The organism is Desertivibrio insolitus (genome assembly GCF_017355965.1).
Taxonomy (GTDB): domain Bacteria; phylum Actinomycetota; class Actinomycetes; order Actinomycetales; family Microbacteriaceae; genus JAFIQW01.
On record NZ_JAFIQW010000003.1, the window covers coordinates 1 to 25,824 of the forward strand.

The following is a 25,824-nucleotide window of genomic DNA, read 5'->3' on the forward strand; positions in this document are numbered from 1 at the left end:
CATGCTGGCCTTCAGGGCAACTATCCAACACCACTCCCAGGACCACCACACAGTGGCTATCCGTTCAGGAGGGCTGTCAATCGTAACTCGACTCGAACCGGCTCGCAAGGAGCGTGGAACCGAGGTTCCGTTCGAGGGAGAGGATTGGTTCCCGCTTGAGGGCCGGTCAGCTTCCGCTTCCCGCACCCTTTGGGGCAACGAGGAGAAACATTACGTGGGATCCGCCGTTGCGGCAAGCCAGCGCCACATCCCGGGCGTGTCGCGCCGAAGAAGCCCGGAATCCCGCGGTTCTCGCCGCTGCGCGTCATCCGACCGCAGCGCCACCGGCCGCCCCGCGATCGATGCCTGGCCCCGCTCGCTCGGGTAACGGTTGCGCATCGCATCGTTCCGGGTACGCGAAAGGGGCGGCGGGGTCTCCCCCACCGCCCCTTCCGGCGCGTGCCGCCTAGGACTCGATCGCGGCGGCGCCGACCGTGAGCTCCTCACGGCCCGGCTGGCGCGACGTCGAGAACACGAACTCGCCCTCGGCGAAGTCCACGTGCACGTGGTCGCCGGCGTTGAGCTCGCCGTGCAGGATCTTCTCGCTGAGCCGGTCCTCGATCTCGTGCTGCACCGCGCGGCGGAGCGGGCGCGCACCCAGGGTCGGGTCGAAGCCCACCTTGATGAGCTGCTCCTTCGCGGGCGTGGTCAGCTCGACGGTCATGTCGCGGTCCAGCATCCGCTCGCCCAGGCGCTTGATGAACAGATCGACGATCTGCAGAAGCTCCGCGGGAGTGAGCTGCGGGAACACGATCGTCTCGTCGACGCGGTTCAGGAACTCGGGCTTGAAGTGCTTCTTGAGCTCCTCGACGACCTTGGCGCGCATGCGCTGGTAGCCGGTCGAGTTTTCGCCCTCGAGCTGGAAGCCCACCGGACCGTTGGCGATGTCCCTCGTGCCGAGGTTCGTCGTCATGATGATCACGGTGTTCTTGAAGTCGACGACGCGGCCCTGGCCATCCGTCAGACGTCCCTCCTCCAGGATCTGGAGGAGCGAGTTGAAGATGTCGGGGTGCGCCTTCTCGATCTCGTCGAAGAGCACGACGCTGAAGGGCTTGCGGCGAACCTTCTCGGTTAGCTGGCCGCCCTCCTCGAAGCCGACGAACCCAGGAGGGGCACCGAACAGCCGCGAGACGGTGTGCTTCTCGCCGTACTCCGACATGTCGAGAGAGATCAGCGCACCCTCGTCGTCGAAGAGGAACTCGGCGAGCGCCTTGGCCAGCTCCGTCTTACCGACACCGGTGGGGCCGGCGAAGATGAACGAACCGGAGGGACGACGCGGGTCCTTGAGGCCGGCGCGGGTGCGGCGGATGGTCTTGGCGAGGACCGAGATGGCCTCCTCCTGACCGATGACGCGCTCGTGCAGGGCCTTCTCCATGAAGATGAGCCGCGAGGACTCCTCCTCCGTGAGCTTGAACACCGGGATGCCGGTCGCCTGGGCGAGCACTTCGGCGATCAGGCCCTCGTCGACCTCGGCGGTCGTCGCGACGTCACCGGACTTCCACTGCTTCTCGAGGCGGAGCCGCTCACCGAGCAGCTTCTTCTCCTCGTCGCGCAGCGAGGCGGCCTTCTCGAAGTCCTGGTCCTCGATCGCTGCTTCCTTCTGGGCGCGGACACCGGCGATGCGCTCGTCGAACTCGCGCAGCTCCGGCGGCGCCGACAGGATCGACAGGCGCAGGCGGGCGCCGGCCTCGTCGATCAGGTCGATGGCCTTGTCCGGCAGGAAGCGGTCCTGGATGTACCGGTCGGCGAGGTTCGCCGCCGCGACGATGGCACCGTCGGTGATGCTCACCTTGTGGTGCGCCTCGTAGCGGTCGCGCAGACCCTTGAGAATGTTGATGGCGTGGGGCAGCGACGGCTCGTTGACCTGGATCGGCTGGAAGCGGCGCTCGAGCGCGGCATCCTTCTCGAAGTGCTTGCGGTACTCGTCGAGCGTGGTCGCGCCGATCGTCTGCAGCTCACCACGGGCGAGCAGCGGCTTGAGGATCGAGGCGGCGTCGATAGCGCCCTCAGCGGCACCGGCACCGACGAGCGTGTGGATCTCGTCGATGAACGTGATGATGTCGCCGCGGGTGCGGATCTCCTTGGTGACCTTCTTGAGGCGCTCCTCGAAGTCACCGCGGTAGCGGCTGCCGGCGATGAGAGAACCGAGGTCGAGCGTGTAGAGCTGCTTGTCCTTCAGCGTCTCGGGGACGTCGCCGCGGACGATCGCCTGCGCGAGGCCCTCGACGACGGCGGTCTTGCCGACGCCGGGCTCGCCGATCAGCACGGGGTTGTTCTTCGACCGACGCGAGAGGATCTGCATGACCCGCTCGATCTCCTTCTCACGGCCGATGACCGGGTCGAGCTTGTTGTCCCGAGCCGCCTGCGTGAGGTTGCGACCGAACTGGTCGAGGATCTGGCTTCCCTTGTCGGGCTGCTGCTCATTGCCGCCCACCGCCACGGCCTCCTTGCCCTGGTAACCACTCAGGAGCTGGATGACCTGCTGCCGCACCTTGTTGAGGTCCGCGCCGAGCTTGACGAGGACCTGCGCCGCGACACCCTCACCCTCGCGGATGAGGCCGAGCAGGATGTGCTCCGTACCGATGTAGTTGTGACCGAGCTGCAGCGCCTCGCGCAGAGAGAGCTCGAGCACCTTCTTGGCGCGCGGGGTGAACGGGATGTGACCGGTGGGCTGCTGCTGGCCCTGACCGATGATGTCCTGGACCTGCTCGCGGACCGCGTCGAGGGAGATTCCGAGGGACTCCAGCGCCTTGGCCGCGACTCCCTCGCCCTCGTGGATGAGGCCGAGCAGGATGTGCTCCGTACCGATGTAGTTGTGGTTGAGCATCTTGGCCTCTTCCTGGGCCAAAACGACGACACGACGGGCTCGGTCGGTGAATCTCTCAAACATGTGAACTCCTCGGGCGCCGTGCAGGGTGGCGCCGTACGAAGAGAGTAACCAGCGGATCCTGGCGAACCTGCCCCTGTTCGCTGGCGGCGTGACGAGTTGCAGCGGCTCTTCAGGGGGCTCTTGTCCGGGCGGCCGCGGCGGGCTAGCTTATCGACTACCGATAACAACGACATTCGATAAGGACGGCCATGACGACGGTCTCGAAGCTCGACCTCTACCTGCTGCGGGTCGTCGTGGGAGGAGCGATCCTCTTCGCGCTGCTCACCATCGTCGGTCTGGCGCTGTCCACGATCTCTCTGGCGGTCGACGACGAGCTCCGCATCACCGGGATGCCGTACACGGGCGAGGCCGAGGTCCGCGACGCCCCTCCCGCCCTCGTGCAGGCGGACGTCAGCAGTGCGGATGCCACGGTCGTCGGCCTCGACGGTGGCGCGCGCGGCCTGCTGATCGCCGAGCGTCTCGCCGAGGGGCTGCCGGCCCTCGGCATCTGCGCCGCGGTCGCACTTGTCGGGCTGAGGGTGCTCGACGGGCGTCCGTTCGTGCGCTCGGCCACCTGGGCGGTCGGTCTCGCGGGGGTGTTCCTGATGGTGGGCGGCCTGTTGCAGCCTGCCTTCGCCGCCTACGCACGCGCCGCGGTCGTCGACTTCCTGGGGCCGCAGGCCGTGACCGCCGGCGGCGATCAGTCCGGCTCCTACCCGGGCTTCACCCGGTTCGTCATGCTGACGGACCTCTCCCCCATCGGCTGGGGCCTCGCCCTCGCCGTCGTGGCCACCGCGTTCGAGCTCGGGCGGCGGATGCAGCGCGAGACGGACACCCTCGTCTGATGGCTCCCGCCGACGACGAGCCGACCGGCATCCACTGCCGGCTCGACGAACTGCTCGCGGAGCGCGGGATGACGGTGACCCGCCTCAGCGAACTCGTGGGCATCAGCGTCGTGAATCTCTCTGTACTGAAGAACGACCGGGCCCGAGCCATTCGGTACTCCACCCTCCGCGCGATCTGCGACGCCCTCGACTGCGAGGTGGGCGAACTGCTCGTGCTGTCACCCCCTGCGTCCGTCGCCGGCCGGGCGTAGTGTTCGCTGCGTGAGCAACCTCGAGAGGCAGCCCGGAGCCGTGCTGTGCGAGGCCGCCCCCGCGGACGGCGTCGAACTGCTCGAGCCCCGCGACGTCCCGCTCGGCGGACCGCGGGCGATGAGCGTGCGCCGCACCCTGCCGCAGCGCGCCCGCTCCCTCATCGGCGCCTGGTGCTTCCTCGACCACTACGGCCCCGACGACGTGCGGATCCAGGGCGGGATGCACGTGCCGCCGCATCCGCACACCGGGCTCGCGACCGTCAGCTGGCTGTTCGCCGGCGAGATCGAGCACCGGGACTCGACCGGCGCGCACGCGCTCGTGCGTCCCGGTGAGCTGAACCTGATGACGGCGGGGCGCGGCATCCAGCACTCCGAGGTCTCGACCGACGCGGTCACGATGCTGCATGGCGCGCAACTCTGGCTCGCGCTGCCCGACGCGCACCGCCACGATGCGCCGTTCTTCGAGCGCTACGTGCCCGAGCCCGTGCTGTTCGGCGCCGCGACGGTGCGGGTGTTCCTCGGCTCGCTCGTCGGGTCGACGAGCACGGCGACGACGTTCACCCCACTGCTCGGTGCACAGCTCGACCTTCCCGCGGGGGCGAGCGTCGAGCTGCCGGTCGACCCCCGCTTCGAGCACGGCTTGCTCGTGGACGCCGGGGCGCCTCGGTTCGAGGGCCACGCCGTGGCATCCGGAGAGCTCGCCTACGTCGCCCCCGGCCGCAGCACACTGCGCGTCGAGGCGACGGATGCTCCGCTGCGCGCGCTGCTGATCGGCGGCGAGCCGCTCGGCGAGCGCATCGTGATGTGGTGGAACTTCGTCGGGCGGAGCCACGACGAGATCGTCGAGTACCGCGCGAAGTGGCAGGCGGACGGGATCGCGCGGCGCGACCCGGCGGGGTGGTTCGGGCTCGTGGAGGGGTTCGACGGGGAGCCGCTGCCGGCGCCGGAGCTGCCGAACGTGCGGTTGTCAGCTCGGGGGTAGTGCGGCCTCGTCGGGAAGGGGTCTCGGCACGGCGGGCTTCGCCCTGCTACCGACCGGCGACGAACGGCTACTCCGCCGACTGGTGAGGGGCCGCTACTCCGCCGACTGGTGAGGAGCCGGGCCTCGGCGGCGGGCGCGAAGGACCGCGTCGCGCACGACGTCGCCGTGGTGGTGGCCGTGCTGGTGGTCGACCGGGTCGGTGCGCTGGAAGCGCTCGCGCGACTCGGCAGCCTCGACCACCCACTGCTCCTCGTCGAGCATTGCGGCGACGTCGACCGGCGACCAGTAGACGTCCTCGTCCTTCGGTCGCGAGACCGTCGAGTGCAGGTCGGACGGGTCGTGTCCGACGAGCAGCAGCGTCCCGCCGGGCGCGACGGCGTCTATCAGTCGCGACAGCACCCGGCGCCACTGGTCGCCCGGCACGTGCAGGAATTGCGCCGACACGAGATCGGCCTGCGGCAGTCGGGGGTCGTCCTCCGCCGTGACATCCGCGAGCCGCCAGAGAATCCGGTCGGCGACGTCGTCACCCGCCTTGTCGGCGCGCTTGCCGGCCCGCTCGAGCGCGTAGCCGGAGAAGTCGACGGCGACGACGGTCCAGCCGTGCTGCGCGAGCCAGATGGCATCCGCCCCCTCGCCGCAACCGACGTCGAGGGCGACGCCCGGACGGAGTGCGGATGCCTCGGCGACGAGCTGGGCGTTCGGCGCACCGCTCCACACGGCGTCGAGCGAGCGATAGCGGGCGTCCCAGAAAGCCGCGTCCCAGTCCGCCACGGTCGGGCTCCTAGCGGGCCTGGTCCTCGAGGCGGGCGCGCTCCTGCGCCTCGATCTTCGCGTAGGCGTCGCGCTCACCACGGTCGGCGCGGATGACCGAGCGCATGACGTACCAGAAGATGCCGCCGAGGAGGATGGTCGGCGTCACGGAGTAGAGCGCGTTCAGCCAGAAGTCCTCGATCACGGGCTCAAGGATACGCGGCCGGAGCCCCCGAGGCTGGGCCGTCGTCGGTCGCGACTGTACGGAAACTGCTGCCCTCTTCAGATCGGAAGAGCAGTTTGCGTACTCTCTCAGCGGCGCCGCGGCGGAGAGCGCCTCCTCGTCGCTAGAGCGGGTTGATGCCGAAGGCGCGGGCGAGCTTGTCGATCTTCTCGGCGCGGCCAAGGCGGGGCAGGTCGCTGCCGTCGCGGATGACGCGGCCGCGCGCCTCGAAGTCGGCGAGGAAGTCGCGGGCCCACGTGACATCCGAGGCGGTCGGGCTGATGACCTCGTTGATGACGGGCAGCTGCTCGGTGTCGAGGCAGAGCTTGCCGGTGAGACCGAGCGCGACGGCGACCTCGCTCGACTCGCGGAGCACCGGGTGCGAGCGCGAGGCGGTGGGGCCGTCGATCGGACCGGGCAGGCCGCCGATGCGGCTGGCGACGACGAGGCGGGAGCGGGGGTAGGCCATGGCGAGGTCGTCGGCGCTCGTGCCGGTGTCCTTGCGGTAGTCGCCGGAGCCGAAGGCGAGGCGGAACGCGCCGCGGGCGCGGGCGATGGTCACGGCCTCCTCGATGCCGAGGGCCGACTCGATCAGGACGAGCACGGGCTTCTCGCCGCGCAGGCGGTCGAACGTCTCGGAGACGTGCGCGGCGTCCTCGGTCTTGGCGAGCATGACCCCGAGGAGACCGGGGACCCCGGTCAGGGCGTCGACGTCGTCGGACCAGAAGTCGCTCGAGCGGTCGTTGATGCGCACCCAGGCACGGCCACCGCCGCTCAGCCAGTCGATGACCTTGCCGCGGGCGGCGTCCTTGTCGGAGGGATCGACCGCGTCCTCGATGTCGAGCACGATCTGGTCGGCTCGCGAGTTCGCCGCCCGGTCGAAGGCCTCGGCGTGGTTGCCGTTCACCAGGAGCCAGGAGCGGGCGATCTCGGGGTTGACCTCGTTGTGCACGCCTCGACATTAGCGGGCGCCGAATGGGCGTCCGCGTCGAGTACGCGGAGAAGTACGGGCTACCAGCCGCGGGTCAGCACCTCGTCGAGAGCGTCGACGACGAAGTCGGCGCTCTGCCTCGAGAGGCACAGCGGCGGCTTGATCTTCAGCACGTTCTGCCGCTCCGAGGTGGGCTGCACGATGACGCCGAGGTCGAGCATGCGGTCGCAGATCGCCTGGGTCTCGGCATCCGCCGGCTCGAGCGTCTGCCGGTCGCGCACGAGTTCCACACCGAGGTAGAGGCCGCGCCCGTGCACCGCGCCGATGAGCGGATGCTTCGCGGCGAGCGCCTCGAAGCGCTGCACGAGGTGCGCGCCGACCTCCGCCGCGTTCTGCTGCAGGCCCTCCCGCTCCATCACGTCGAGCACGGCGATGCCCGCGGCGCAGCTGGCCGGGGCGCCGCCGGCCGAGGAGAAGAAGTGCCCCTCGGTGGCGAGCGCTTCGGCGATCTCGCGCCGGGTGAGAACGGCGCCGAGCGGGTACGCGTTGCCCATGGCCTTGGCGGTCGTGACGATGTCGGGCACGACGCCCTGCCACTCGCTCGCCCAGAAGTGCGAACCGATGCGGCCGTAGCCGACCTGCACCTCGTCGGCGATGCAGAGTCCGCCGTTCGCGCGCACCGCCTCGTACGCCGCGGCGAGGTAGCCCTCCGGCGGCACGACGCCGCCGGCGTTGCCGAGGATCGGCTCGGCGACGAACCCGGCCACGCTCTCGCCCTCGAGGAACGCGGCGAAGTCGCGGGCGTACGCCTCGGCGGCATCCGGACCGCGGTGGGTGCCTCGGTAGGCGTTCGGCACGTCGGCGATGCGCACCCAATCCGGCCGGTTCGCGAGTGCGGAGGGGTTGTCGTAGGCGGAGGTCGTCACGGCATCCGTCGCCATCGACCAGCCGTGGTACCCCTCGCGCAGCGCAACGATCGTGCGACGCCCGGTCGCGAGCTGAGCGAGCCGGATCGCGAGGTCGACCGCCTCGGTGCCGCTGTTGACGAGCAGCACGGTGTCGAGCGACGGGTGCGGCGCGAGCGCGACGAGCCGCTCGCTGAGGTCGGCGAGCGCGCGGTAGAGGAACCGCGAGTTGGTGTTGAGCTTGGCCAGCTGCCGCGCGACCGCCTCGGTGAGCGCCGGGTGCCCGTGCCCGATGCCGGAGACGTTGTTGACCATGTCGACGTAGCTGCGCCCGGCCGTGTCGATGAGGAACTCCCGCCAGCCGCGCTCGATCTGCGGCGGGTGGGCGTAGTAGCGCTCCTGCGCGCTCGCGAACAGGCGCTCGCGGCGGTGCTGTTCCGCGTCCGGGTCGGCGCGCTGGGGCAGGGGGTCGAGCCCGAGCAGCGGTGCCGGGTCGGCGACGACGCGCGCCCAGGCGGGGAACCACGCGTCGGACGTGAAGTCGGGCGCCTCCAGTTCCGGCAGGCGCACGTGCCGCACGCGCAGCCGGGCGAGCGGATGCCCCGCGGCATCCGTCTTGCGCACGGCATCGGGGCACGACGAGGTGCGCCCGAGCAGCGTGCCGGCGGTGACCGGGCCGAGCGGCACGGCGAGCTCGAGCGGACCGACCTCGAGGTCGCCCGCCGCGCTGCGGAGGAGGAGGCCCGTGGCATCCGCCTCGACGATCTCGCCGTCGAACGGCGCGACGACCGGCGAGCCCGCCCGCAGCACAAGCTCAGTCACGAGGGCGGCGGTCTCGGGCGCAACGACCGAGCGGACGGGGGTGCGCGTCAGGCGGCGCTGCCCGAACGGGAGCACGACCGCGTCGTGACCGGCGAGCGCCTCGAGCGCGAGCAACCACTCGGCGTCGGGTTCGAGCCAGCGCCCCGCGGCGAGCGCGTCGGCGTCGACGGAGAGGTCGAGCACGGCCGTCTCGCCGAGCTCGGGAAGCAGCCGGGTGGCGGGGGCGAGCGGGGCGGGGGCTTCGGCGCCGGCGGCGGCTTGGACGGCCGCCTCGGCCAGGTCCGGGTCGACGGAGCGAGCGAGTTCGAAGATGCGCCACTCCCCCGCCATCCGCTCGGCCGCGTAGTCGTTGCCGGGCTCGAGCGACACCTGGTGCTCGCCGCTGACCACGAGCACGGCGCCGCGCAGCACGACGAGGGGCCAGAGCGCGCTGAGCTCGGCGTCGTCGAGCGGGGACTCCGCGTGGAAGGCGCGGACTGCCGCGAAGACGTCGGCGAGGTCGTCGGCGTGGGGCAGCAGCGACGACAGGGTCACCGCGAGCTCGGCGACGCGCCAGCCGAGCCCGAGGTCGCCGAAGTCGATGACCCCGTCGGGGATCGAGCGGCCCGAGGGATCGGGGGTGCAGACGACGTTGTCGTCGGTGATGTCGCCGTGGATCGGTTGCACTCTCAGGCGGTCGGCGACGGTGGCGACGCGCGCCCAGGCATCCGTCACGGCCCGCTCGATGAGCACCCGGCGGCTCGCGTCGGGCACGAAGGGCAGCAGCTCGCGCACGACGCCGGGCGCGACCCGCAGGTCCCACTGCAGCGCACGCTCGAGCCCGGGTGCCGTGAAGCCGGCGAGCGCGGATGCCACCGAGCCCGACAGCCGGCCGAGCGCGTGCATCGCGTCGCGCGAGACGTGAGCGGCACTCGCGAGCGGGCGCCCCTCGAGGAAGGTGAGGAGGCGCACGCGGTGCCCCTGCCACGACTGCCGCGTCGCGCCGTCGGGCCCGGGCACGGGAGCGGGCACGTGGAGGCCGAGATTGGCTAGGTGCGTGAGCGCGGTGTCCTGCGCGGCGAGCTCGTCGTCGGCGAAGGCGGCGTTGTCGATCTTGAGTAGGAAGCGCCCGCGGTCGGTCTCGAGCAGGTAGTTGCGGTCCTGCTGACTGCCGAGCTCGCGAGCGGATGCCTCGAGCCCGTAGACCTCGCGGGCGATGCGCACCGCGTCGTCGCCGCCCACCTCCGGCCGCACGAGACCCACATCGGTGAAGTCGGAGGCCGTCATGCTCGAACATTAGCGATCCTGCGGGGGCGGCGCGGTACCCCTCTATACGCGAACGAGGGGCCGGTTTCCCGGCCCCTCGCTGCGATGGCTACCTCAGAGTCCCTTGCCGTTCGGCGGGGTCACCGGGGTGCCGGCGTCCGCGGTCCACAGCAGGGCCCGCGCGATGTCGCTGAACGCGCCGACCGGGTGGGTGCGGAACGAGGGCGTCGTGCCGAACAGGAACAGCTTCGACGTGCCCTTCACGGCGGAGATCGCGGCGGGCTTGCCCGCGGCATCCATCTGAGAACGGCCCGTCTGGTCGGCCCAATGACCGCTGACGAACGGGTCGGTCGCGTCGTAGCTCTGCTCGACGGTGAGGCCGGTGCCTGAATACCAGGTCGCCGGATAGACGAAGGCGGTGTCCTGGGCGTAGTCGCCGAGGACGCCGCTCGCCGGCGTCGTCACGTTGACGATGCCGTTCGAACCGCCCGGCGCCGTCGTCGCGACGACCGCGGCGATGCCCGACGAGGTCGCCATGGTGGCGCCGGCGCTTCCGCTGCCCACGAGGTCGCCACCGCGGGCGACGAATTCGGCGAGCCCCGAGTTACCGGCTGCGATTTGAGCCGGCGTATAAGTGCGCGGGTCGAAGCTCACGTTGCCGAGGATGACGTCCACCTGCGCGGGGACCCCGCTCGAGGCGATCCCCGTCGCGGTGAGCTCGACGGTGTCGCGGTAGCCGAGCTTCGCGAGCACGTCACGGTACTCAGAGCCGACGTACCCGACGGTGGGCAGCGACAGCGCGACGGTGGTCGCGTCGCGCAGACCGGCGCCGTTGTGCGACTCGAAGACGACACCGAAAGTGTCGGCTGCCCGCTGCACGGCGTCGTTCTTGCCGGGTCCTACGACGATGGTGCCGTCGGCGAGCTGCGAGAGCGCGACACCCTCGGCGAGCAGCTCGATGACGGCCTGGTACTCGCTGACGCCGGTGGGACGGAGGGCCTGGTAGCGGCCGCCCTTCGCGGACCCGTTCTGCGCCACCGTGGTGATGGGCTGCGCCTTCAGCTTCAGCGCCGGGTCGGTCGTGTCCCCGACCGGCACGACGTCAGCGCCCCAGAGCAGCGACAGGCTCCAGGCGGAGATGTCGTACATCGCCGGCGTGCGCTTGGAGATGTCGGAGCCGTCGGCGAGGAGCACGTTGGCGAGCCCGCGCAGCGGCTGGTGCATGTCGACGACGAAGGAGCCCTTCGCGTAGGTCGTTCCGCCCACCTTCAGCGGCGCCGTGGTGCGCTGCACCTGGATGTCGTGCACCAGGAGCTGCTCGACGAGACGCTCGGCGTCGGAGTCGGAGCGCTGGCCCTCGCCCATGGGAATGACGTAGGCGCGCGGGATCTCGGTGGGGAAGACGTCCGTCTCGTCCCAGATCTCGGTCCACTCGGTCGGCGTGCCCGCGGGCAGGTCCTCAGCGCTGACATCCGCGGGGATCGGCGCGATCGGCTCGCCGGCGATGCCGCGGGAGAAGATCTCGATCTGGTTCGCGAGCAGGGTGTCGTGGTGCTCGGCGACGTAGTCGGCGACCGTCTCGACGACGATCTCCCCGACCGCGATGTTCACGGCTGCGTTGGCCTTGTTCTGCGTCGTGGACGTCACCCGACCGAGCGGCAGTTCGACGGTGTTCGTGATCGCGCCCTGGTACGCGACGTACTGCGGGGCGAAGATCGGGGGCCAGTCGTCCCATCCGCTGCGCTGATCACGGTAGGGGATGTTGATCTGGCCGGTATTCGTGGTCGTGTAGCGCGCGTTGCCGGTCTTCGTGCGGTCGTAGTAGGTGTTGCCGGGGATGTTGGCAGCGACCACCGCCTCTTCGATCGCGAGCGCGGTCGAGTAGGCGTGCGGCACGAACAGGTCGTACTCGTAGTTCTCGCCGTGCGGCGGGCCGCAGGGCTCCACCTGGAGCACGCCGGTGTAGCCGTGCAGGTCGATGAAGTAGGTCGGCTGGATGACTCCGGCGAGATCGCGGACGATGGCCGCCTCGGCCGTCGCGCCCGTGATGAAGTCGCGGTTGGCGTCGTAGCCGGTCGCCGTCGCACGCTGCCCGAGGGCGCGGCCGTCGGGGTTGTTCGTCACCGTGAAGTAGAGCCGGTGACCCGACAGCAGTGCCTCCACCTCGGGGTCCGCGGAGGTCGCGAGCTCCTCGATGTAGTTGAGGGTGATGTCGGTACCCTCCCACTCGTTGCCGTGGATGTTGCCGTTGTACCAGATCGGCACCTTGTAGCCCTCGGCGAGCTCGTCGTCTGCGGCGGCAGCCGCGGGCGAGTACTTGATGGCGTCGCGCCACTTCGCCTGCTGCGCCACCTCGGCGGCGGTCTCCGGCTTCGTGACGGTCACCAGGTAGATGTCGCGGCCCTGGGCCGACTTGCCGACGACCTGCGCGGAGACGCGGTCGCTCGACTCGATCAGGTCGTTGACGAAGGGGGCGATCTCGTCGTAGGGCATGACGCCGCGGTTGATCGACGCGTCGGCCGGGTTATCGGCTACCTCCGGCAGCAGCTGCTCGCTCGGCAGCGCCGCGGGAAGGCGGATGTCGGCGGCCGGACGGACGATCGGCAGAGCCGGCGTCTCGACCGCCGCAGTGGCGGGTGGGGCTGCGGCGAGCACGAGCGCGGCACTGAGGGCGCCGCCGATCGTCGCCGCGATGGCGCGAGAAGGCAAGGTTGCTCCGGAACTGTGGTGGACGGAAACGGACGCCGTGCCCAATACGGGGGACGTCCGCTCCGGACACTACGGAGCAGGTGTTTCGCGCTCGTGTCGGCGGTGTTGCCGAGAGTCGCTCAGGTGAGGATGCCGATGATCCCGCTGATGAGGAAGTACAGTCCCGCGGCCGCGCCCACGCCCCAGAGGATGAGTCGGCCCTTGGTCACGCCGTTGCCCTTGTCGTCCATCACGTCAGCTCACTTCACCAGGGGGAACAGGATGGTCTCGCGGATGCCGAGACCGGTGATCGCCATGAGCAGGCGGTCGATGCCCATGCCCATGCCGCCGCAGGGAGGCATCCCGAACTCGAGCGCGCGGAGAAACTCCTCGTCGAGACGCATGGCCTCGACGTCGCCGCGGGCGGCGAGGCGTGCCTGCTCGACGAAGCGCTCGCGCTGGATGACCGGGTCGACGAGCTCGGAGTAGCCGGTGGCGAGCTCGAAGCCGCGCACGTACAGGTCCCACTTCTCGACGACGCCCTCGACCGAGCGGTGGTCGCGCACGAGCGGTGAGGTGTCGACCGGGAAGTCCATGACGAACGTCGGCCGATCGAGCGAGCCCTTCACGAAGTGCTCCCAGAGCTCCTCGACGAGCTTGCCCTTGGTGGGCACGTCCACCTCGACGTCCACGGCATTCGCGAGCTTCGACAGCTCCTCGAAGCTGGTCTGCGGGGTGATCTCCTGGCCGGATGCCTCGCTGAGCGAGCCGTACATCGAGATGCGCGCCCACTCGCCGCCGAGGTCGTACTTCGTGCCATCGGCCCAGGTGACCTCGTGCGAGCCGGCGACCGCGACGGCGGCGTTCTGGATCAGCTCCTGCGTCAGGTCGGCGATCGAGTTGTAGTCGCCGTACGCCTGGTAGGCCTCGAGCATGGCGAACTCGGGCGAGTGCGTGGAGTCCGCGCCCTCGTTGCGGAAGTTGCGGTTGATCTCGAACACCCGCTCGATGCCGCCGACCACGGCGCGCTTGAGGAACAGCTCGGGCGCGATGCGCAGGTAGAGCTCGGTGTCGAACGCGTTCGAGTGCGTCTTGAACGGGCGGGCCGAGGCGCCGCCGTGGATCGTCTGCAGCATCGGGGTCTCGACCTCGAGGAACCCGTGCGACGCGAACGTGGAGCGGAGCGACGCGACGGCGGTGGCCCGAGCGCGGACGGTGGTGCGGGCCTGCTCGCGCGCGATCAGGTCGAGGTAGCGGGCGCGCACCCGCGTCTCCTCGCTGAGCTCGGAGTGCAGGTTGGGTAGCGGCTGGATCGCCTTCGCCGCGATCGCCCAGTCGGTGGCCATCACCGAGAGCTCGCCGCGGCGGCTCGTGATTACCTCGCCCTGCACGAACAGGTGGTCGCCGAGGTCGACGAGCTCCTTGAACCGCTGCAGCGACTCCTCGCCCACCGAGGCGAGCGAGAGCATCGCCTGGATGCGGGACCCGTCGCCGGCCTGGAGCGCGGCGAAGCAGAGCTTGCCCGTGTTGCGGAGGTGCACGACCCGGCCGGCGAGCCCGACGGTCTCGCCCGTCGAGACATCCGGCTCGAGTCCGTCGAAGCGCTCACGCACGGCGGGGATGGTGTCGGTGACGGGCAGCGACACAGGGTAGGCCTGGGCGCCCTCCTCGAGCAGACGCTGACGCTTCGCGAGGCGCACGGCCTTCTGCTCGGACGCCTCGGCGGCGGCGAGGCGCTCGGCCTCGGCCTCGCGGGAGGTGGCGTCGGTGGTGGCGATCGGCGTTTCGTCCGAAGAAGTCATGGTGGCCCTCGAAGGCGTCAGTACAGATGGATGGTGTCGTTGTCGATCAGTCGCGTCGATCCGACCCGCGCGGCGACCAGCACGGTCGCAGGTCCTCGGTACCCGTCGTCGACGGGGAGGAAGGTCTCGGGGTCGACGACGACCAGGTAGTCAAGTGTAACGAGGGGCTCCTCGGCGAAGACGGCCTGGGCGGCGCGGACCACTCCGTCGACCCCCCGGTCGGCTGCGGACGACGCGGCCTCGAGCGAGACGGACAGCGCGAGGGCCGCGCGGCGCTCCTCGGGCGTGAGGTACACGTTGCGGCTGCTGAGGGCGAGCCCCTCGTTCTCGCGGACGGTCTCGACGACCTCGATCTCGATGGGCAGGTCGAGGTCCTTGACCATGCGGCGCACGAGGAAGACCTGCTGAGCGTCCTTCTGCCCGAAGACCGCGATGTCGGGGGTGACGATGTTGAAGAGCTTCGTCACGACGGTGAGCATGCCGTCGAAGTGCTTGGGCCGCGTCTTGCCCTCGTAGAGCCCGCCGACCTGGCCGGCGGTGACCCGCGTCTGGCTGGGCCCGTCCGGGTACATCGCGTCGACGCTCGGCGCGAAGACGAGGTGCACGCCCTTGGCGGCGAGCTTCTCGACATCCGCCTCGAGCGTTCGCGGGTAGCGGTCGAGGTCCTCGTTCGCGCCGAACTGCAGCGGGTTGACGAAGATCGTCACGACGACGGTCTCGGCGACCTCGAGCGCCCGGTCGACGAGCGCGAGGTGGCCGTCGTGCAGCGCGCCCATGGTCGGCACGACCGCGACGTGTCCGGTGCGGCGGGCGGATGCCACGTGCCCGCGGATCTCCGCGATCGTGTGCACGACGACGGGGGTGGTGCTCACTCGTCGTCCTCCGTGTCGCCCGGCAGTGCTGTCTCGTCCGCCAGGGCGGTCAGGTCGATCGTATCGGGTGGGGCGACGAGGGCGTTCTCGACCGACGAGCGCACGAGCGGCGCGAGCAGCCGTCCGGGGTCGGGCAGGCCGATGCCGTCGAGCAGCCCGACGGCCTGGGCGACGATCGCGGTGGAGAAGCTGGTCGCGGTCGTGATCGCCTCGCCGTAGGCGGCGCGGTCGGCCTCGGCGACGATCACGGGCTCGGCGCCCATCTCGACGACGAGCGCCTGACCGATGGGCTGCACGGGGGCCGGTGCGGTGACGGCGCAGTACGACTCGCGCAGCCGCACGAGGTCGATGCTCGTGCCCGTGAACGACATCGCGGGATGGATCGCGAGCGGGATGACGCCCTGCGCGAGCGCCGGCTTCAGCACCGAGACCCCGAGGCCGGGCGCCGTGTGCACGACGAGCTGACCGGGCTGCCACGCCCCGACGGCGGCGAGCCCCGAGACGAGCCCGGGAAGCTCGGACTCGGGGATCGCGAGGAGCACGAGCTCCGCGCGACGCACGACCTCGGGCACGTCGAGCACGGGAACGCCGGGCAGCATGGCATCCGCCCGGTCCTTCGACTCCTGCGAGACGGCGCTGATGCCGACGAGGGCGTGGCCGGCGCCGGCCAGGGCGGCCCCGAGAACCGGGCCGACGCGGCCGGCCCCGACGATGCCGACGCCGAGGCGCCCGGAGCGCTCGGTCACGAGGCGGCCTCGGCGGAGCGCCAGCGGTGCGACGAGTCGTTGCCCGCCGCGCGCACAGCGCCCGTGGCGACCTCGTCGAAAAAGCGTTGCGCGTCGGCGTCGTCGAGAGCGCCGATCGCGCTCGAGATCGGCCCGGCGACCGTGTGCACGTGCACGCCCGCGAGCCGGAGCGCGCGAAGGAGCGGTCCGCGGCGGATCGCCACGCTCTGCACGCGGGGCAGCGGCACGAGCACGAGCTCCCGCCAGAGCCAGCCGCGGCGCAGCGCGACGACGTCGGGCAGCAGCGCGAAGCCGTTGCGGCGGCGGCTGAACCACCGCAGCACGCGCGCGCGGCGCGGCGAGTTGGTGAACGGGTCATCCGGCTCACCGCCCTTCGCGGCGGCGGCCCGCTGCACGGTCGCGGCGTCGAAGCCGGGCAGCATGAGCTCGAGCACGCGGACGGCGTCGTCGAGCGTGCCGACCGGCAGCACGAGCGAGCGCGTCTGCTGCTGCTGGGCGTTGGTCGACGAGCGCGAGGCGCGGTTGACGCGGATCGCCCACCAGCCGAAGGGGCGCCACAGCAGTCCCTGCGAGAGCTGCACGGAGTGCACGCGACCCGGAGGCAGGGTGTCGTTGGTGGTCGAGAGCAGCCCGTAGCCGACGCGGAGCCCGTCGCGGGTGCCGGCGACGGAGTAGCGCAGGCCCGAGGTGATCCGGTTGACGAGGTAGGTACCGAGACCGAGCAGCGCCGGAAGCGCGCCGAAGACGGCGATCGGCTCGCCCGTGACGAGCGAGACGATGCCGAGGCCGGCGAGCACGGCGAGCACCGAGAGCGTGCCGCTCGACAGCAGCACGGAACCGATCAGCCGGCCGGGGGTGATGCGCACGACCGACTCGGCCGCGGCCTCGGCGGGATCGAGCTCGGGCGCGAGCAGCTCCTGCACGCGCGCCTCGACGAGACCGGGCACGCCGTTGGGCGCCGCCGGGGCCGCGGCCGCCGCGGCGCGCTGCGCTCCGGATGCCAGGGCGAGCACGTCGCGGCGCAGCGCGTCGGCCTCGTGCCCGCGCAGGTACGACAGCTGCACGTTCGCGTCGTCGCCCGCCTGCTCGATCTCGAGCTTGGCGGCGCCGAAGAGTCGCGCGAAGAAGGGCCGCTGGATGTGCACGCCCTGGATGCGGTCGAGCCGCGCGCGCCGGTTCGTGCGCATGAGCACGCCCTGCCGCACCTCGACGATCTCCGCGGTGATGCGGAAGGTGTGGAAGCGCCACGACAGCCAGAAGAAGAACACGACGACGAGCACGACGCCGAGGGTCGCGAGCAGCGCCCAGAACAGGAGGCCCTCGCCCACGAGGAACTCGACGGGGTCGCCCGAGTAGTCCTCGTCGCGGTACATCGGTAGGAAGCCCTCGATGAACCGGTCGCGCAGGTTGGTGATGAGGAAGCCGACGATCGCGATGAGGGCGATGCCGCCGCGCAGCAGCGGGGTGGCCGGGTGCAGCCGGTGCCACTCGCCGTCGGCGAGCGAGGTCGTGAGCGGCGCGGTGGCCAGGGACTGGAGGGGCTGGGGCTGCTGTGCTTCGAAACCCGCACCCTCCGTGCGGGGGTTACCGGCTGGAAGCGGCCCCGCGAGGTCGGCTCCGCGTCCCTCGGTGAGCGGGCTGCCGAGTCCTTCGCGCTCCTCGGGGCGCTGGGTGTCCGAGCGCGGCGGTAGCGGCTCGGTCACAGGCCCGTCCGGCGGCTCTCGGCCAGGGCGACGAGGCGGTCGCGCAGGTCATCCGCCTCCTCTGCCGGCAGGCCGGGAAGCAGGATGTTGCTCGACGCCGCCGCCGTCACGAACTTCAGCTCGCTGAGCCCGAAGGCGCGGGCGATCGGTCCGCGGTTGACGTCGACGAGCTGCATCCGCCCGTACGGCACGGCGACGAGGCGGGTGAACATGATGCCGCGGCGCACGAGCAGGTCGTCGGCACGCAGGGCGTAGCGGATCGAGCGGATGCGGCGGGGCGTCAGCACGAGCACGACGAGGTGCACGAGCAGCACCGCCGCCGACGGGATCAGCGCCCACGGCTCCTGGATGAGCCAGTAGGGCACGGTCGCTGCGGCGGTGAAGATCAGCGCCGAGACCGCCGTGCCGATGAGGTCGACCGCGATGTACTTCGGGGAGACCCCGTGCCACTCGATCTCGGTGGGCCGGGTCACTGCCGTCTCTGTCACGTCCGCCTCTCCAGCGTGTACTACGGCTGCACCCTCACCGGGCGGCCGTCGTCATCCTCGTCCTCGTCCTCGTCGTCGGGTGGGACGCGGCACATCTGCTCGGCGAGCAGGCCGCCGGCGAGCAGCAGGATCGCGCCGATGACGCTCGCCCCCGCCTGCCCGACAGAGCCTACCGTCGGCACCGGACGGGTGAGCAGGTAGGCGAGCACACCGCCGGCGAAGCCGGTGAGCAGCGCGCCGCTGAGCGACGACGCCTTCGCCAGCAGCACGACGCGCGTCGCGTAGAGCGGGTCGATGCGCGCCTTCGTCCTGCCGCGGGCGACCTGCCGCACGGGCAGCGCGAGGCTCACGACGATCACGGCGACCGCGGCGAGGGCGAGGGCAAGCGTGTACGGCATCGGGAAGACCGGCTGACCGGATGCCGCGAGGGCGGTCTGCAGCAGCCAGCCGAGCCCCGCGCCGAGCACGGCGAGGAGCACCAGGGTGAGGGGACGCGTCGTGGTCACGGCTGGGCCTCCAGGGCGGCGAGCAGTCGGGCGACCGGGCCGCGCCCGGGCAGTTCGGCGGTGGGGTCGATCTCGAGCCACGGCCGGAGGACGAAGTCGCGCTCGTGCGCGCGCGGGTGCGGCAGCTGCAGCCGGTCGACGTCGCGGCGCTCGTCGCCGAACACGATGATGTCGAGGTCGAGCGTGCGGTCGCCCCAGCGCTCGGCGCGCACGCGCCCGAAGTGCTGCTCGATGTCCATGAGGCGATCCAACAGCTGCTCGGGCGTGAGCGCGACCTCCGCCGTCAGCGCGGCGTTGAGGTAGGCGGGTGCGCTCTCGTCGACGCCGTGCGGCTTGAGCGCGGCGGTCTCGTGGAAGGAGCTGATCGCGGTGAGCTCGACCCCGCCGAGTTCCGCGATGGCCCGGACCGCGTCGGCCAGGATGCGGGACCGGTCGCCGAGGTTGCTGCCGAGCGCGATGACGGCGGCGGTCATCGCGTCGCCTCCGCGCCGCGGCGCCAAGCGGCGGCCACGTCGAGCGCCGCGACCGTCGAGGCGACGTCGTGCACGCGCACCGCCCACGCGCCGGATGTCGCGGAGAGCGCGCTGACGACGGCGGTGCCGAGGTCGCGCTGCTCGACGGGGGCACCGTCCGGCAGCAGCGCGCCGAGGAACCGCTTGCGGGAGGCGCCGATCAGCAGGGGGAAGCCGAGACTCTGCAGTTCCGTCATCCGGCCGAGCAACTGCCAGTTGTGGTCGGCGTCCTTGGCGAAGCCGAGTCCGGGGTCAAGCACGAGCTTCGCCGGGTCGAGGCCTGCGGCGAGCAGCGCCTCGACCCGCGCGCCGAGTTCGCGGCGCACGTCGGCGACGACGTCGTCGTAGATCGCGCGCGAGGTCATCGTGTCGCTGTGGCCGCGCCAGTGCATCGCGACGAACGGCACCTGGGCGTTGGCCGCGACGGGCACGATGCCGGGATCGGCGAGCCCGCCGGAGACATCGTTGACGATCGTGGCACCGGCCTCGAGGGCGGCGGCCGCGGTCGAGGCGCGCATGGTGTCGATGGAGACGCGGATGCCGCGCGCGGCGAGCTCGCGGATGACCGGCACGACGCGGTCGGCCTCCTCCCCGGCATCCGTGCGGGCCGCGCCGGGCCTCGTGGTCTCGCCGCCGACGTCGATCACGTCGGCACCCTGGGCGCTGAGCTCCAGCCCGCGGGCGATTGCCGCGTCCGGGTCGAGGAAGCGCCCGCCGTCGCTGAACGAGTCGGGCGTCACGTTGAGCACGCCGAAGACCAGCGGGCGCACGAGAGCAGGCGACCCCTCGGGGGTCGCCTGCTGCGTCGTATGGACGGTCACCCTAGGCGGTGGCGATGCCCGGGTTGCGGCGCGGGATGCGCCGCGGACGGCTCGGCTCGGAGTCGACACCGCCGTCGACGGCCTCGCCGTCGACCGGAGCCTTGGCCGGGATCTGCACGGGCGGCAGGTCGCTGATCGGCCGGTTCCGGCTGGACAGCCACTGCGGGCGCTCGTCGAGCTTCTTGACATCCGCGAAGATCTCGGCGAGCTCGTCGTGGTCGAGCGTCTCCTTCTCCAGCAGCGCCGTCGCCAGGCGGTCGAGGATGTCGCGGTTGGCGGTGATGACCTTGTAGGCCTCGTCGTGGGCCTGCTCGATGAGCAGTCGCACCTCGGCGTCGACCTGCTCGGCGATCTGCTCGGAGTAGTCGCGCTGGTGCCCCATGTCGCGGCCGAGGAAGACCTCGCCCTGCGACTGACCCAGCTTCACGGCGCCGACGTTCGCGCTCATGCCGTACTCGGTGACCATCTTGCGGGCCGTCGCGGTGGCCTTCTCGATGTCGTTCGAGGCGCCGGTGGTGGGGTCGTGGAACACGACCTCCTCGGCGACGCGGCCGCCCATCGCGTAGGCGAGCTGGTCGAGCAGCTCGTTGCGGGTGACCGAGTACTTGTCCTCGAGCGGAAGCACCATCGTGTAGCCGAGGGCACGGCCGCGGGGCAGGATCGTGACCTTCGTGACGGGGTCGGTGTGCCGCATCGCCGCCGCCGCGAGGGCGTGGCCGCCCTCGTGGTACGCCGTGATGAGGCGCTCCTTGTCGTTCATCACCCGCGAGCGGCGCTGCGGGCCGGCCATCACGCGGTCGACGGCCTCGTCGAGGGCGCGGTTGTCGATGAGCTGGGCGCCGGCGCGCGCGGTGAGCAGCGCGGCCTCGTTGAGCACGTTCGCGAGGTCGGCACCGGTGAAGCCGGGCGTCTTGCGGGCGAGCACGGCGAGGTCGACGCTCTTGGCGAGCGGCTTGCCCTTGCCGTGCACCTCGAGGATGCGCTGACGGCCGGGCAGGTCGGGGGCGTCGACGCCGATCTGGCGGTCGAAGCGGCCCGGGCGCAGCAGGGCCGGGTCGAGGATGTCGGGACGGTTCGTCGCCGCGATCAGGATGACGTTCGTCTTGACGTCGAAGCCGTCCATCTCGACGAGCAGCTGGTTGAGGGTCTGCTCGCGCTCGTCGTGGCCTCCGCCGAGTCCGGCGCCGCGGTGACGACCGACGGCGTCGATCTCGTCGACGAAGATGATCGCCGGGGAGTTCTGCTTCGCCTGCTCGAACAGGTCGCGCACGCGGCTGGCGCCGACACCGACGAACATCTCGACGAAGTCGGAGCCGGAGATCGAGTAGAACGGCACGCCCGCCTCACCCGCGACCGCGCGGGCGAGCAGCGTCTTGCCGGTGCCGGGAGGGCCGTACAGCAGCACGCCCTTGGGGATGCGGGCGCCGACCGCCTGGAAGCGCGACGGGTCCTTGAGGAAGTCCTTGATCTCCTGGAGCTCCTCGATCGCCTCATTGGCGCCGGCGACGTCGGCGAAGGTAACCTTCGGGGTCTCCTTCGAGACGAGCTTCGCCTTCGACTTGCCGAACTGCATGACGCGGTTGCCGCCGCCCTGCATGCTCGAGAGCAGGAACCAGAAGATCACGCCGATGATGAGGAACGGCAGGATGATGCCGAGCAGCGAGGTGAACCAGTTCGTCTGCGGAACCTCGTCGTCGAAGCTCTGCAGGTTGGCGGCGTCGATCGCCGCGATGACGTCTTCGCCGCGGGGCTCGACGTAGTAGAACTGCACCTGCTGGCCCTGCTCGCCCGCCTCGTTGAGCGTGAGGTCGACGCGCTGCTCGCCGTCGACCACGGTGGCCGACTCGACGGCGCCGGACTCGAGGTACTCGAGTCCCTGCTGGGTGGTGATCGTGCGGAAGCCGGAGCCCGTCAGCAGGCTCGAGCCGACCCACACGGCGATGATGGCGAGCACGATCCAGACGATCGGGCCGCGGAAGATGCGCTTGAAGTCCATTAGTTCCCTCGGGGTGCGGGGACCCCGATCGCCTTCCTGACGAGAAATGTGCAGTCAGAGTACCCCGCCGACACTGGGCGGCCAGTGGGTGTTCGCTGGCGGCAGAGCGGGCGTTTACCCCGGTGACACCAAGAATGTCGGAGGCGCTGGGCCGCGCGCCAGCGGGCGTTCCGCGGCGCCGGCCGAGGGATTCTCGGCGCCTACGCCTCGGCGTTCTCGTACACGTGCGGCGCGAGCACGCCGATGCCGGCGAGGTTGCGGTAGCGCTCGGCGTAGTCGAGGCCGTAGCCGACGACGAAGGCGTTGGGGATCTCGAAGCCCACGTACTTGCAGTCGACCTGCACCTTCGCCGCCTCGGGCTTGCGCAGGAAGGCGCAGATCTCGACCGACTCGGCACCGCGGCTCTCGAGGTTCGCGCGCAGCCACGACAGGGTGAGACCGGAGTCGATGATGTCCTCGACGATCAGCACCTTGCGGCCGGTGAGGTCGGTGTCGAGGTCTTTCAGGATGCGCACGACGCCGGAGGACTGCGTGCCCGACCCGTAGGACGACACGGCCATCCAGTCCATCGTCAGGTGCAGCTTCAGCTCGCGGGCGAGGTCGGCCATGACCATGACCGCGCCCTTCAGCACGCCGACGAGCAGCACGTCGTCGTCATCGGTGTAGTCCGCCTCGATCTGACGGGCGAGCTCGGCGATTTTCGCCTTGATCTCCTCCTCGGAGATGAGCACCTCGGTGAGATCGGCCTCGACGGCGGCCAGGTCCATTCGTTCTCCTTTTTACTGCTTCGCGGCGGCGGAGAAGACGAGGCGCCCGCCGCGCCTCTCCACCCTAACGCCGGGCAGGTGCACGGCTCCCTGCCCCTTCCAATCGGTCACGAGCCGTGCCACCTCGAGCGTCTGCACCCTCGACAGCGACACGGCGAACTCGCTCTGCACGACGAAGCGGATGATCCGCTGCCGCACGGCCGCGGGATTCGCGGCGAGCCCCGGAACGCTCAGCGAGATGCCGGCCTCGGCGTGATCGGCGAGGTCCTCGGCGACCTCCTCGGCGAGGTGCTGCAGAGCCGCGTCGTCCTCGCGCAGTTGCTCGGCCGTGCGGGCGAGAGCCTCGGCCACGCCGGGACCGAGCGACTCCTCGAGCACCGGCACGAGGTCGTGCCGCACCCGCACACGTGCGTACGTGCGGTCGTCGTTGTGGGGGTCGCGCCAGGGCGCGAGCCCCGCGTCGGCGCAGGCCTGCTCGGTCGTCGCACGCCGGATGCCGAGCAGCGGCCGCCGGAGCAGCCCGTTCACCGCGTCCATCCCGTGCAGGCTCGCAGCGCCGCTCCCCCGCGCGAGACCGAGCAACACGGTCTCCGCCTGGTCGTCGAGCGTGTGGCCGAGCAGGATCGCGGCGGCGCCCGTCTCCGCCGCCGCCTCGGCGAGGGCGGCGTAGCGGGCGTCGCGAGCGGCGGCCTCCGGCCCGCCCGCCGAACCGACCGAGACGCGGCGCACGAGCACAGGCTCGAGCCCGAGGTCGCGGGCCTGCTGCGCGGCGCGCTCGGCGACCTCCGCCGAGTCAGGCTGCAGGGCGTGATCGACCACGATGGCGCCGGCGCGCAGGCCGGCGCGCGGGGCTTCGAAGGCGGTCGCGCCCGCGAGCGCGAGGGAGTCGGGCCCGCCCGAGAGCGCGACGAGGAGGAGCCCGCCCTGCGGGACATCCGTCACCGCCTCGCGCACGGCCCGCCGCACGTCGGCGACGGCCGGGGTCAGGCGGGGCCGGTCTGAGGGCATCCGATAACGTTATTGGGATTTTCCACCGGACATAAAAGGAGCAGCCGCATGGGCGCCTATGACGTCGTCGTCGAGATCCCGAAGGGGAGCCGCAACAAGTACGAGGTCGACCACGAGACCGGACGCGTCTACCTCGACCGCGTTCTGTTCACGCAGTTCGTCTACCCGACCGACTACGGCTACTTCGAGAACACCCTCGGCCTCGACGGTGACCCGGTCGACGCGCTCGTGCTGCTCGAGTACCCGGTCTTCCCCGGTGTCGGCGTCAAGGTGCGCCCGGTCGGCGTGCTCAACATGAGCGACGAGGCCGGCAGCGACGCGAAGGTCGTCTGCGTGCCGCACAAGGACCCGCGCTGGTCGCACATCCAGGACATCACCGATGTTCCGGAGCACATCAAGAACGAGCTGCAGCACTTCTTCGAGCGCTACAAGGACCTCGAGCCCGGCAAGTGGGTCAAGGTCGACGGCTGGGGCGACGCCGCCGAGGCCGAGCAGATCGTGCAGGACGGCTTCAAGAAGCTGGAGGCCGAGGGGCACTGACCCTCTGCTCGAGGGAAGCGGATGCTTCGGGGCTCGCCCCGGGGCATCCGCTTCCGTCGTTAACGGCGTGATCAGCCGGTCGGGCGGCCGACCATGCTCATCAGGTCGTAGTTGCGGACCCCGGTGATGCGGACGGGCACACCCGCGCGCGGGGCCTCGATCATCTGGCCGCCCCCGATGTACATCGCCACGTGGTAGAAACCGCCGCTGTTGCTGTAGAAGAGCAGGTCGCCCGCCTGCATCTGCGACTTGGGCACCAGCAGGCCGCGGCGCGACATCGTGTTGTACTGCGACGACACGAGGTGCTGCCCGATGTCGATGCCGGCCGCGCGGTAGGCGGCGCGGGTGAGCCCGGAGCAGTCCCAGGCATCCGGGCCCGCGCCGGCGAACTTGTAGGGGTCACCCAGTTGCGCCTTGGCGAAGTCGATCGCGGTCTGCACTGCGCTGCGGTTGGGCTGCGGCACCGGCGCCGGGCTTGGCGCGGGAGCCTTGGTGGGGGTCGGCGAGGGTGCAGGGGCCGGGGCTGGAGCGGGAGCTGGTGCCGGGGCGGGCGCTGGCGCGGGCGCCGGTTGCGCCGGCTGTGTCGGTCTGGGCTGGGTCGGGGCCGGCTGAGACGGCTGCGTCGGGCTCGGCACCGGGGCGCTCGGCCGTGCGGGCTGCTGCGGCCCAGCGGGTGTGGGCTGCGACGGCTGTGCGGGCACCGGCTGCTCGGGCTGCACGACCGGCGTCGGCTCGACGGGCACGGAACCGGAGCCGTCGCCGGACCAGTCGCGGTCGGCGTAGTAGGCCGCCTCGATCTCGGCCGTCGTCCCCTTCAGCTGCGCGAGCTGGGCGTAGAGCACCTCGGTCTGCGCGAGCTGCTCGTCGAGCGCGGTCACGGCCGCGACGTAGCTCGCCTCCGCGTCGGAGAAGGCGGCTTCGGCGTCGGCGGCGCGACGCTCGCGTTCTGCGCTCGCCCGGCTCGCCTGATCGGCGAGGGACTGCGCGCTGTTCCGGTCGAGCTCGGCCTCGTCCATGAGTTCGCCGGCCTGTCCGCTCAGGCGGTCCATCGTGCCGAGCTGGTAGAGCAGGTCGCTCGCCTCGTCGCCGCTCAGGAACAGCTGCATCGAGAGGTCCGAACCGCCGGAGCGCGAGAGCTGGGCGATCATCGCGCCGGCACGGTGCGCCGAGGTATCCGCCCGCTCCTGAGCCGCAGCCGCATCGGCGAGCAGCGACTGCTCCTCGGCCGTCGCGTCCTCGAGTTCGAGCTGCGCGGCCAGGTACGTCTCGTTCGCCTGCTGCGCCGTCTGCCCCGCGGCGATGGCCTGCGCGTCGAGCGCGGCGAGGCCGTCCTCGAGCGTGGCGATCAACGCGGCCGTCGCGCTCTCGTCGGCGCGGGCGTCCTCGACGTCGTCCCAGGTCGGCAGGTCCGGCTCGGCCCAGGCGGGCAGCGGCGAGAGCACCGTCGCCGAGAGAGCGAGGGCCGCCGTGAGGGCGGCCGCGCCCGTGGCGCGACGTCGACAGGTCATGGTGT

22 protein-coding genes are annotated in these 25,824 nt (G+C 71.2%); 4 read left to right on the plus strand and 18 right to left on the minus strand.

From position 1 onward, the window contains the following. Positions 1 to 445: 445 nt before the first annotated feature. The gene (locus JUB10_RS06750; protein WP_207454947.1) at positions 446 to 2,929 is read right to left on the minus strand and encodes an ATP-dependent Clp protease ATP-binding subunit; all 2,484 of its coding nucleotides are present in this window, start codon (positions 2,927 to 2,929) and stop codon (positions 446 to 448) included. Positions 2,930 to 3,117: 188 nt separating this feature from the next. Here JUB10_RS06750 and JUB10_RS06755 point away from each other — a divergent pair, with 188 nt between their 5' ends. Genes JUB10_RS06755 through JUB10_RS06765 form a run of 3 tightly spaced genes read left to right on the plus strand, consistent with a single transcriptional unit; the run spans position 3,118 to position 4,986 of the window. Next, a complete protein-coding gene (locus tag JUB10_RS06755; protein ID WP_207454948.1) occupies positions 3,118 to 3,753 on the plus strand; it encodes a hypothetical protein in 636 nt (211 codons plus the stop codon). Further along, a complete protein-coding gene (locus JUB10_RS06760; protein ID WP_207454949.1) occupies positions 3,753 to 4,004 on the plus strand; it encodes a helix-turn-helix domain-containing protein in 252 nt (83 codons plus the stop codon). Before JUB10_RS06755 ends, JUB10_RS06760 begins: the two co-directional genes overlap by 1 nt. 10 nt (positions 4,005 to 4,014) lie before the next feature. Next, complete coding sequence (locus JUB10_RS06765) at positions 4,015 to 4,986, plus strand: pirin family protein (protein ID WP_207454950.1); 972 nt, start codon at positions 4,015 to 4,017, stop codon at positions 4,984 to 4,986. A gap of 93 nt (positions 4,987 to 5,079) precedes the next feature. Here JUB10_RS06765 and JUB10_RS06770 read toward each other — a convergent pair whose 3' ends face one another. The 16 genes from JUB10_RS06770 to tilS all read right to left on the minus strand — a co-directional run bounded on the left by JUB10_RS06770 (position 5,080) and on the right by tilS (position 23,771). Beyond that, positions 5,080 to 5,757, minus strand: a complete 678-nt coding sequence (locus JUB10_RS06770; protein WP_307859128.1) for an SAM-dependent methyltransferase — start codon at positions 5,755 to 5,757, stop codon at positions 5,080 to 5,082. A gap of 10 nt (positions 5,758 to 5,767) precedes the next feature. Continuing rightward, a complete protein-coding gene (locus JUB10_RS06775; protein ID WP_207456105.1) occupies positions 5,768 to 5,941 on the minus strand; it encodes a hypothetical protein in 174 nt (57 codons plus the stop codon). A 142-nt stretch (positions 5,942 to 6,083) separates the two neighbouring features. Beyond that, the gene (locus JUB10_RS06780) at positions 6,084 to 6,911 is read right to left on the minus strand and encodes an HpcH/HpaI aldolase/citrate lyase family protein (protein WP_207454952.1); all 828 of its coding nucleotides are present in this window, start codon (positions 6,909 to 6,911) and stop codon (positions 6,084 to 6,086) included. A gap of 59 nt (positions 6,912 to 6,970) precedes the next feature. Further along, positions 6,971 to 9,883 (minus strand): aminotransferase, encoded by a 2,913-nt coding sequence (locus tag JUB10_RS06785; protein ID WP_207454953.1) that lies wholly within the window; start codon positions 9,881 to 9,883, stop codon positions 6,971 to 6,973. Between the two features lie 93 nt (positions 9,884 to 9,976). Further along, positions 9,977 to 12,571, minus strand: coding sequence for a M14 family zinc carboxypeptidase (locus JUB10_RS06790; protein WP_207454954.1), 2,595 nt, complete (start codon positions 12,569 to 12,571; stop codon positions 9,977 to 9,979). A gap of 239 nt (positions 12,572 to 12,810) precedes the next feature. Further along, a complete protein-coding gene (gene lysS / locus JUB10_RS06795) occupies positions 12,811 to 14,352 on the minus strand; it encodes a lysine--tRNA ligase (RefSeq protein ID WP_207454955.1) in 1,542 nt (513 codons plus the stop codon). Between the two features lie 17 nt (positions 14,353 to 14,369). After that, positions 14,370 to 15,224, minus strand: a complete 855-nt coding sequence (gene panC, locus JUB10_RS06800) for a pantoate--beta-alanine ligase (RefSeq protein ID WP_307859129.1) — start codon at positions 15,222 to 15,224, stop codon at positions 14,370 to 14,372. Beyond that, positions 15,221 to 15,970: a Rossmann-like and DUF2520 domain-containing protein gene (locus tag JUB10_RS06805; protein ID WP_207454956.1), complete on the minus strand. Its 750-nt coding sequence runs from the start codon at positions 15,968 to 15,970 to the stop codon at positions 15,221 to 15,223. Before JUB10_RS06805 ends, panC begins: the two co-directional genes overlap by 4 nt. After that, positions 15,967 to 17,673 (minus strand): PH domain-containing protein, encoded by a 1,707-nt coding sequence (locus JUB10_RS06810; RefSeq protein WP_307859130.1) that lies wholly within the window; start codon positions 17,671 to 17,673, stop codon positions 15,967 to 15,969. Before JUB10_RS06810 ends, JUB10_RS06805 begins: the two co-directional genes overlap by 4 nt. Next, complete coding sequence (locus tag JUB10_RS15030) at positions 17,670 to 18,161, minus strand: PH domain-containing protein (protein WP_307859131.1); 492 nt, start codon at positions 18,159 to 18,161, stop codon at positions 17,670 to 17,672. The genes JUB10_RS06810 and JUB10_RS15030 overlap by 4 nt, the downstream gene beginning before the upstream one ends. A 20-nt stretch (positions 18,162 to 18,181) precedes the next feature. Then, positions 18,182 to 18,667: a DUF3180 domain-containing protein gene (locus JUB10_RS06820; RefSeq protein ID WP_207454957.1), complete on the minus strand. Its 486-nt coding sequence runs from the start codon at positions 18,665 to 18,667 to the stop codon at positions 18,182 to 18,184. Beyond that, entirely contained in the window at positions 18,664 to 19,140 is a 477-nt protein-coding gene (gene folK, locus JUB10_RS06825) for a 2-amino-4-hydroxy-6-hydroxymethyldihydropteridine diphosphokinase (protein ID WP_207454958.1), read from the minus strand. The genes JUB10_RS06820 and folK overlap by 4 nt, the downstream gene beginning before the upstream one ends. Next, positions 19,137 to 20,000 carry a dihydropteroate synthase gene (gene folP / locus JUB10_RS06830; protein ID WP_207454959.1) on the minus strand — a complete coding sequence of 288 codons (864 nt, stop codon included), beginning with the start codon at positions 19,998 to 20,000 and terminating at the stop codon, positions 19,137 to 19,139. The genes folK and folP overlap by 4 nt, the downstream gene beginning before the upstream one ends. 1 nt (position 20,001) lies before the next feature. Next, a complete protein-coding gene (gene ftsH / locus JUB10_RS06835) occupies positions 20,002 to 21,996 on the minus strand; it encodes an ATP-dependent zinc metalloprotease FtsH (protein ID WP_207454960.1) in 1,995 nt (664 codons plus the stop codon). A 200-nt stretch (positions 21,997 to 22,196) separates the two neighbouring features. Next, the gene (gene hpt, locus JUB10_RS06840) at positions 22,197 to 22,763 is read right to left on the minus strand and encodes a hypoxanthine phosphoribosyltransferase (RefSeq protein ID WP_207454961.1); all 567 of its coding nucleotides are present in this window, start codon (positions 22,761 to 22,763) and stop codon (positions 22,197 to 22,199) included. A 12-nt stretch (positions 22,764 to 22,775) separates the two neighbouring features. After that, complete coding sequence (gene tilS / locus JUB10_RS06845) at positions 22,776 to 23,771, minus strand: tRNA lysidine(34) synthetase TilS (protein ID WP_207454962.1); 996 nt, start codon at positions 23,769 to 23,771, stop codon at positions 22,776 to 22,778. Positions 23,772 to 23,819: 48 nt separating this feature from the next. Between tilS and ppa the strand changes: the two genes are divergently transcribed. Further along, positions 23,820 to 24,311: an inorganic diphosphatase gene (gene ppa / locus JUB10_RS06850; RefSeq protein ID WP_207454963.1), complete on the plus strand. Its 492-nt coding sequence runs from the start codon at positions 23,820 to 23,822 to the stop codon at positions 24,309 to 24,311. Positions 24,312 to 24,382: 71 nt separating this feature from the next. Here the strand turns inward: ppa and JUB10_RS06855 are convergent, their stop codons facing one another. Then, a complete protein-coding gene (locus JUB10_RS06855; protein ID WP_207454964.1) occupies positions 24,383 to 25,819 on the minus strand; it encodes a C40 family peptidase in 1,437 nt (478 codons plus the stop codon). Between the last annotated feature and the right edge of the window lie 5 nt (positions 25,820 to 25,824).

What these genes read in the sequence shown, in the direction of transcription:
- hpt (WP_207454961.1), bottom strand. Translation starts at nt 22,763, where the DNA reads ATGGACCTGGCCGCCGTCGAGGCCGATCTCACCGAGGTGCTCATCTCC.
- folK (WP_207454958.1), bottom strand. Translation starts at nt 19,140, where the DNA reads ATGACCGCCGCCGTCATCGCGCTCGGCAGCAACCTCGGCGACCGGTCC.
- lysS (WP_207454955.1), bottom strand. Translation starts at nt 14,352, where the DNA reads ATGACTTCTTCGGACGAAACGCCGATCGCCACCACCGACGCCACCTCC.
- ppa (WP_207454963.1), top strand. Translation starts at nt 23,820, where the DNA reads ATGGGCGCCTATGACGTCGTCGTCGAGATCCCGAAGGGGAGCCGCAAC.
- JUB10_RS06785 (WP_207454953.1), bottom strand. Translation starts at nt 9,883, where the DNA reads ATGACGGCCTCCGACTTCACCGATGTGGGTCTCGTGCGGCCGGAGGTG.
- JUB10_RS06750 (WP_207454947.1), bottom strand. Translation starts at nt 2,929, where the DNA reads ATGTTTGAGAGATTCACCGACCGAGCCCGTCGTGTCGTCGTTTTGGCC.
- tilS (WP_207454962.1), bottom strand. Translation starts at nt 23,771, where the DNA reads ATGCCCTCAGACCGGCCCCGCCTGACCCCGGCCGTCGCCGACGTGCGG.
- JUB10_RS06855 (WP_207454964.1), bottom strand. Translation starts at nt 25,819, where the DNA reads ATGACCTGTCGACGTCGCGCCACGGGCGCGGCCGCCCTCACGGCGGCC.
- JUB10_RS06760 (WP_207454949.1), top strand. Translation starts at nt 3,753, where the DNA reads ATGGCTCCCGCCGACGACGAGCCGACCGGCATCCACTGCCGGCTCGAC.
- ftsH (WP_207454960.1), bottom strand. Translation starts at nt 21,996, where the DNA reads ATGGACTTCAAGCGCATCTTCCGCGGCCCGATCGTCTGGATCGTGCTC.
- JUB10_RS06755 (WP_207454948.1), top strand. Translation starts at nt 3,118, where the DNA reads ATGACGACGGTCTCGAAGCTCGACCTCTACCTGCTGCGGGTCGTCGTG.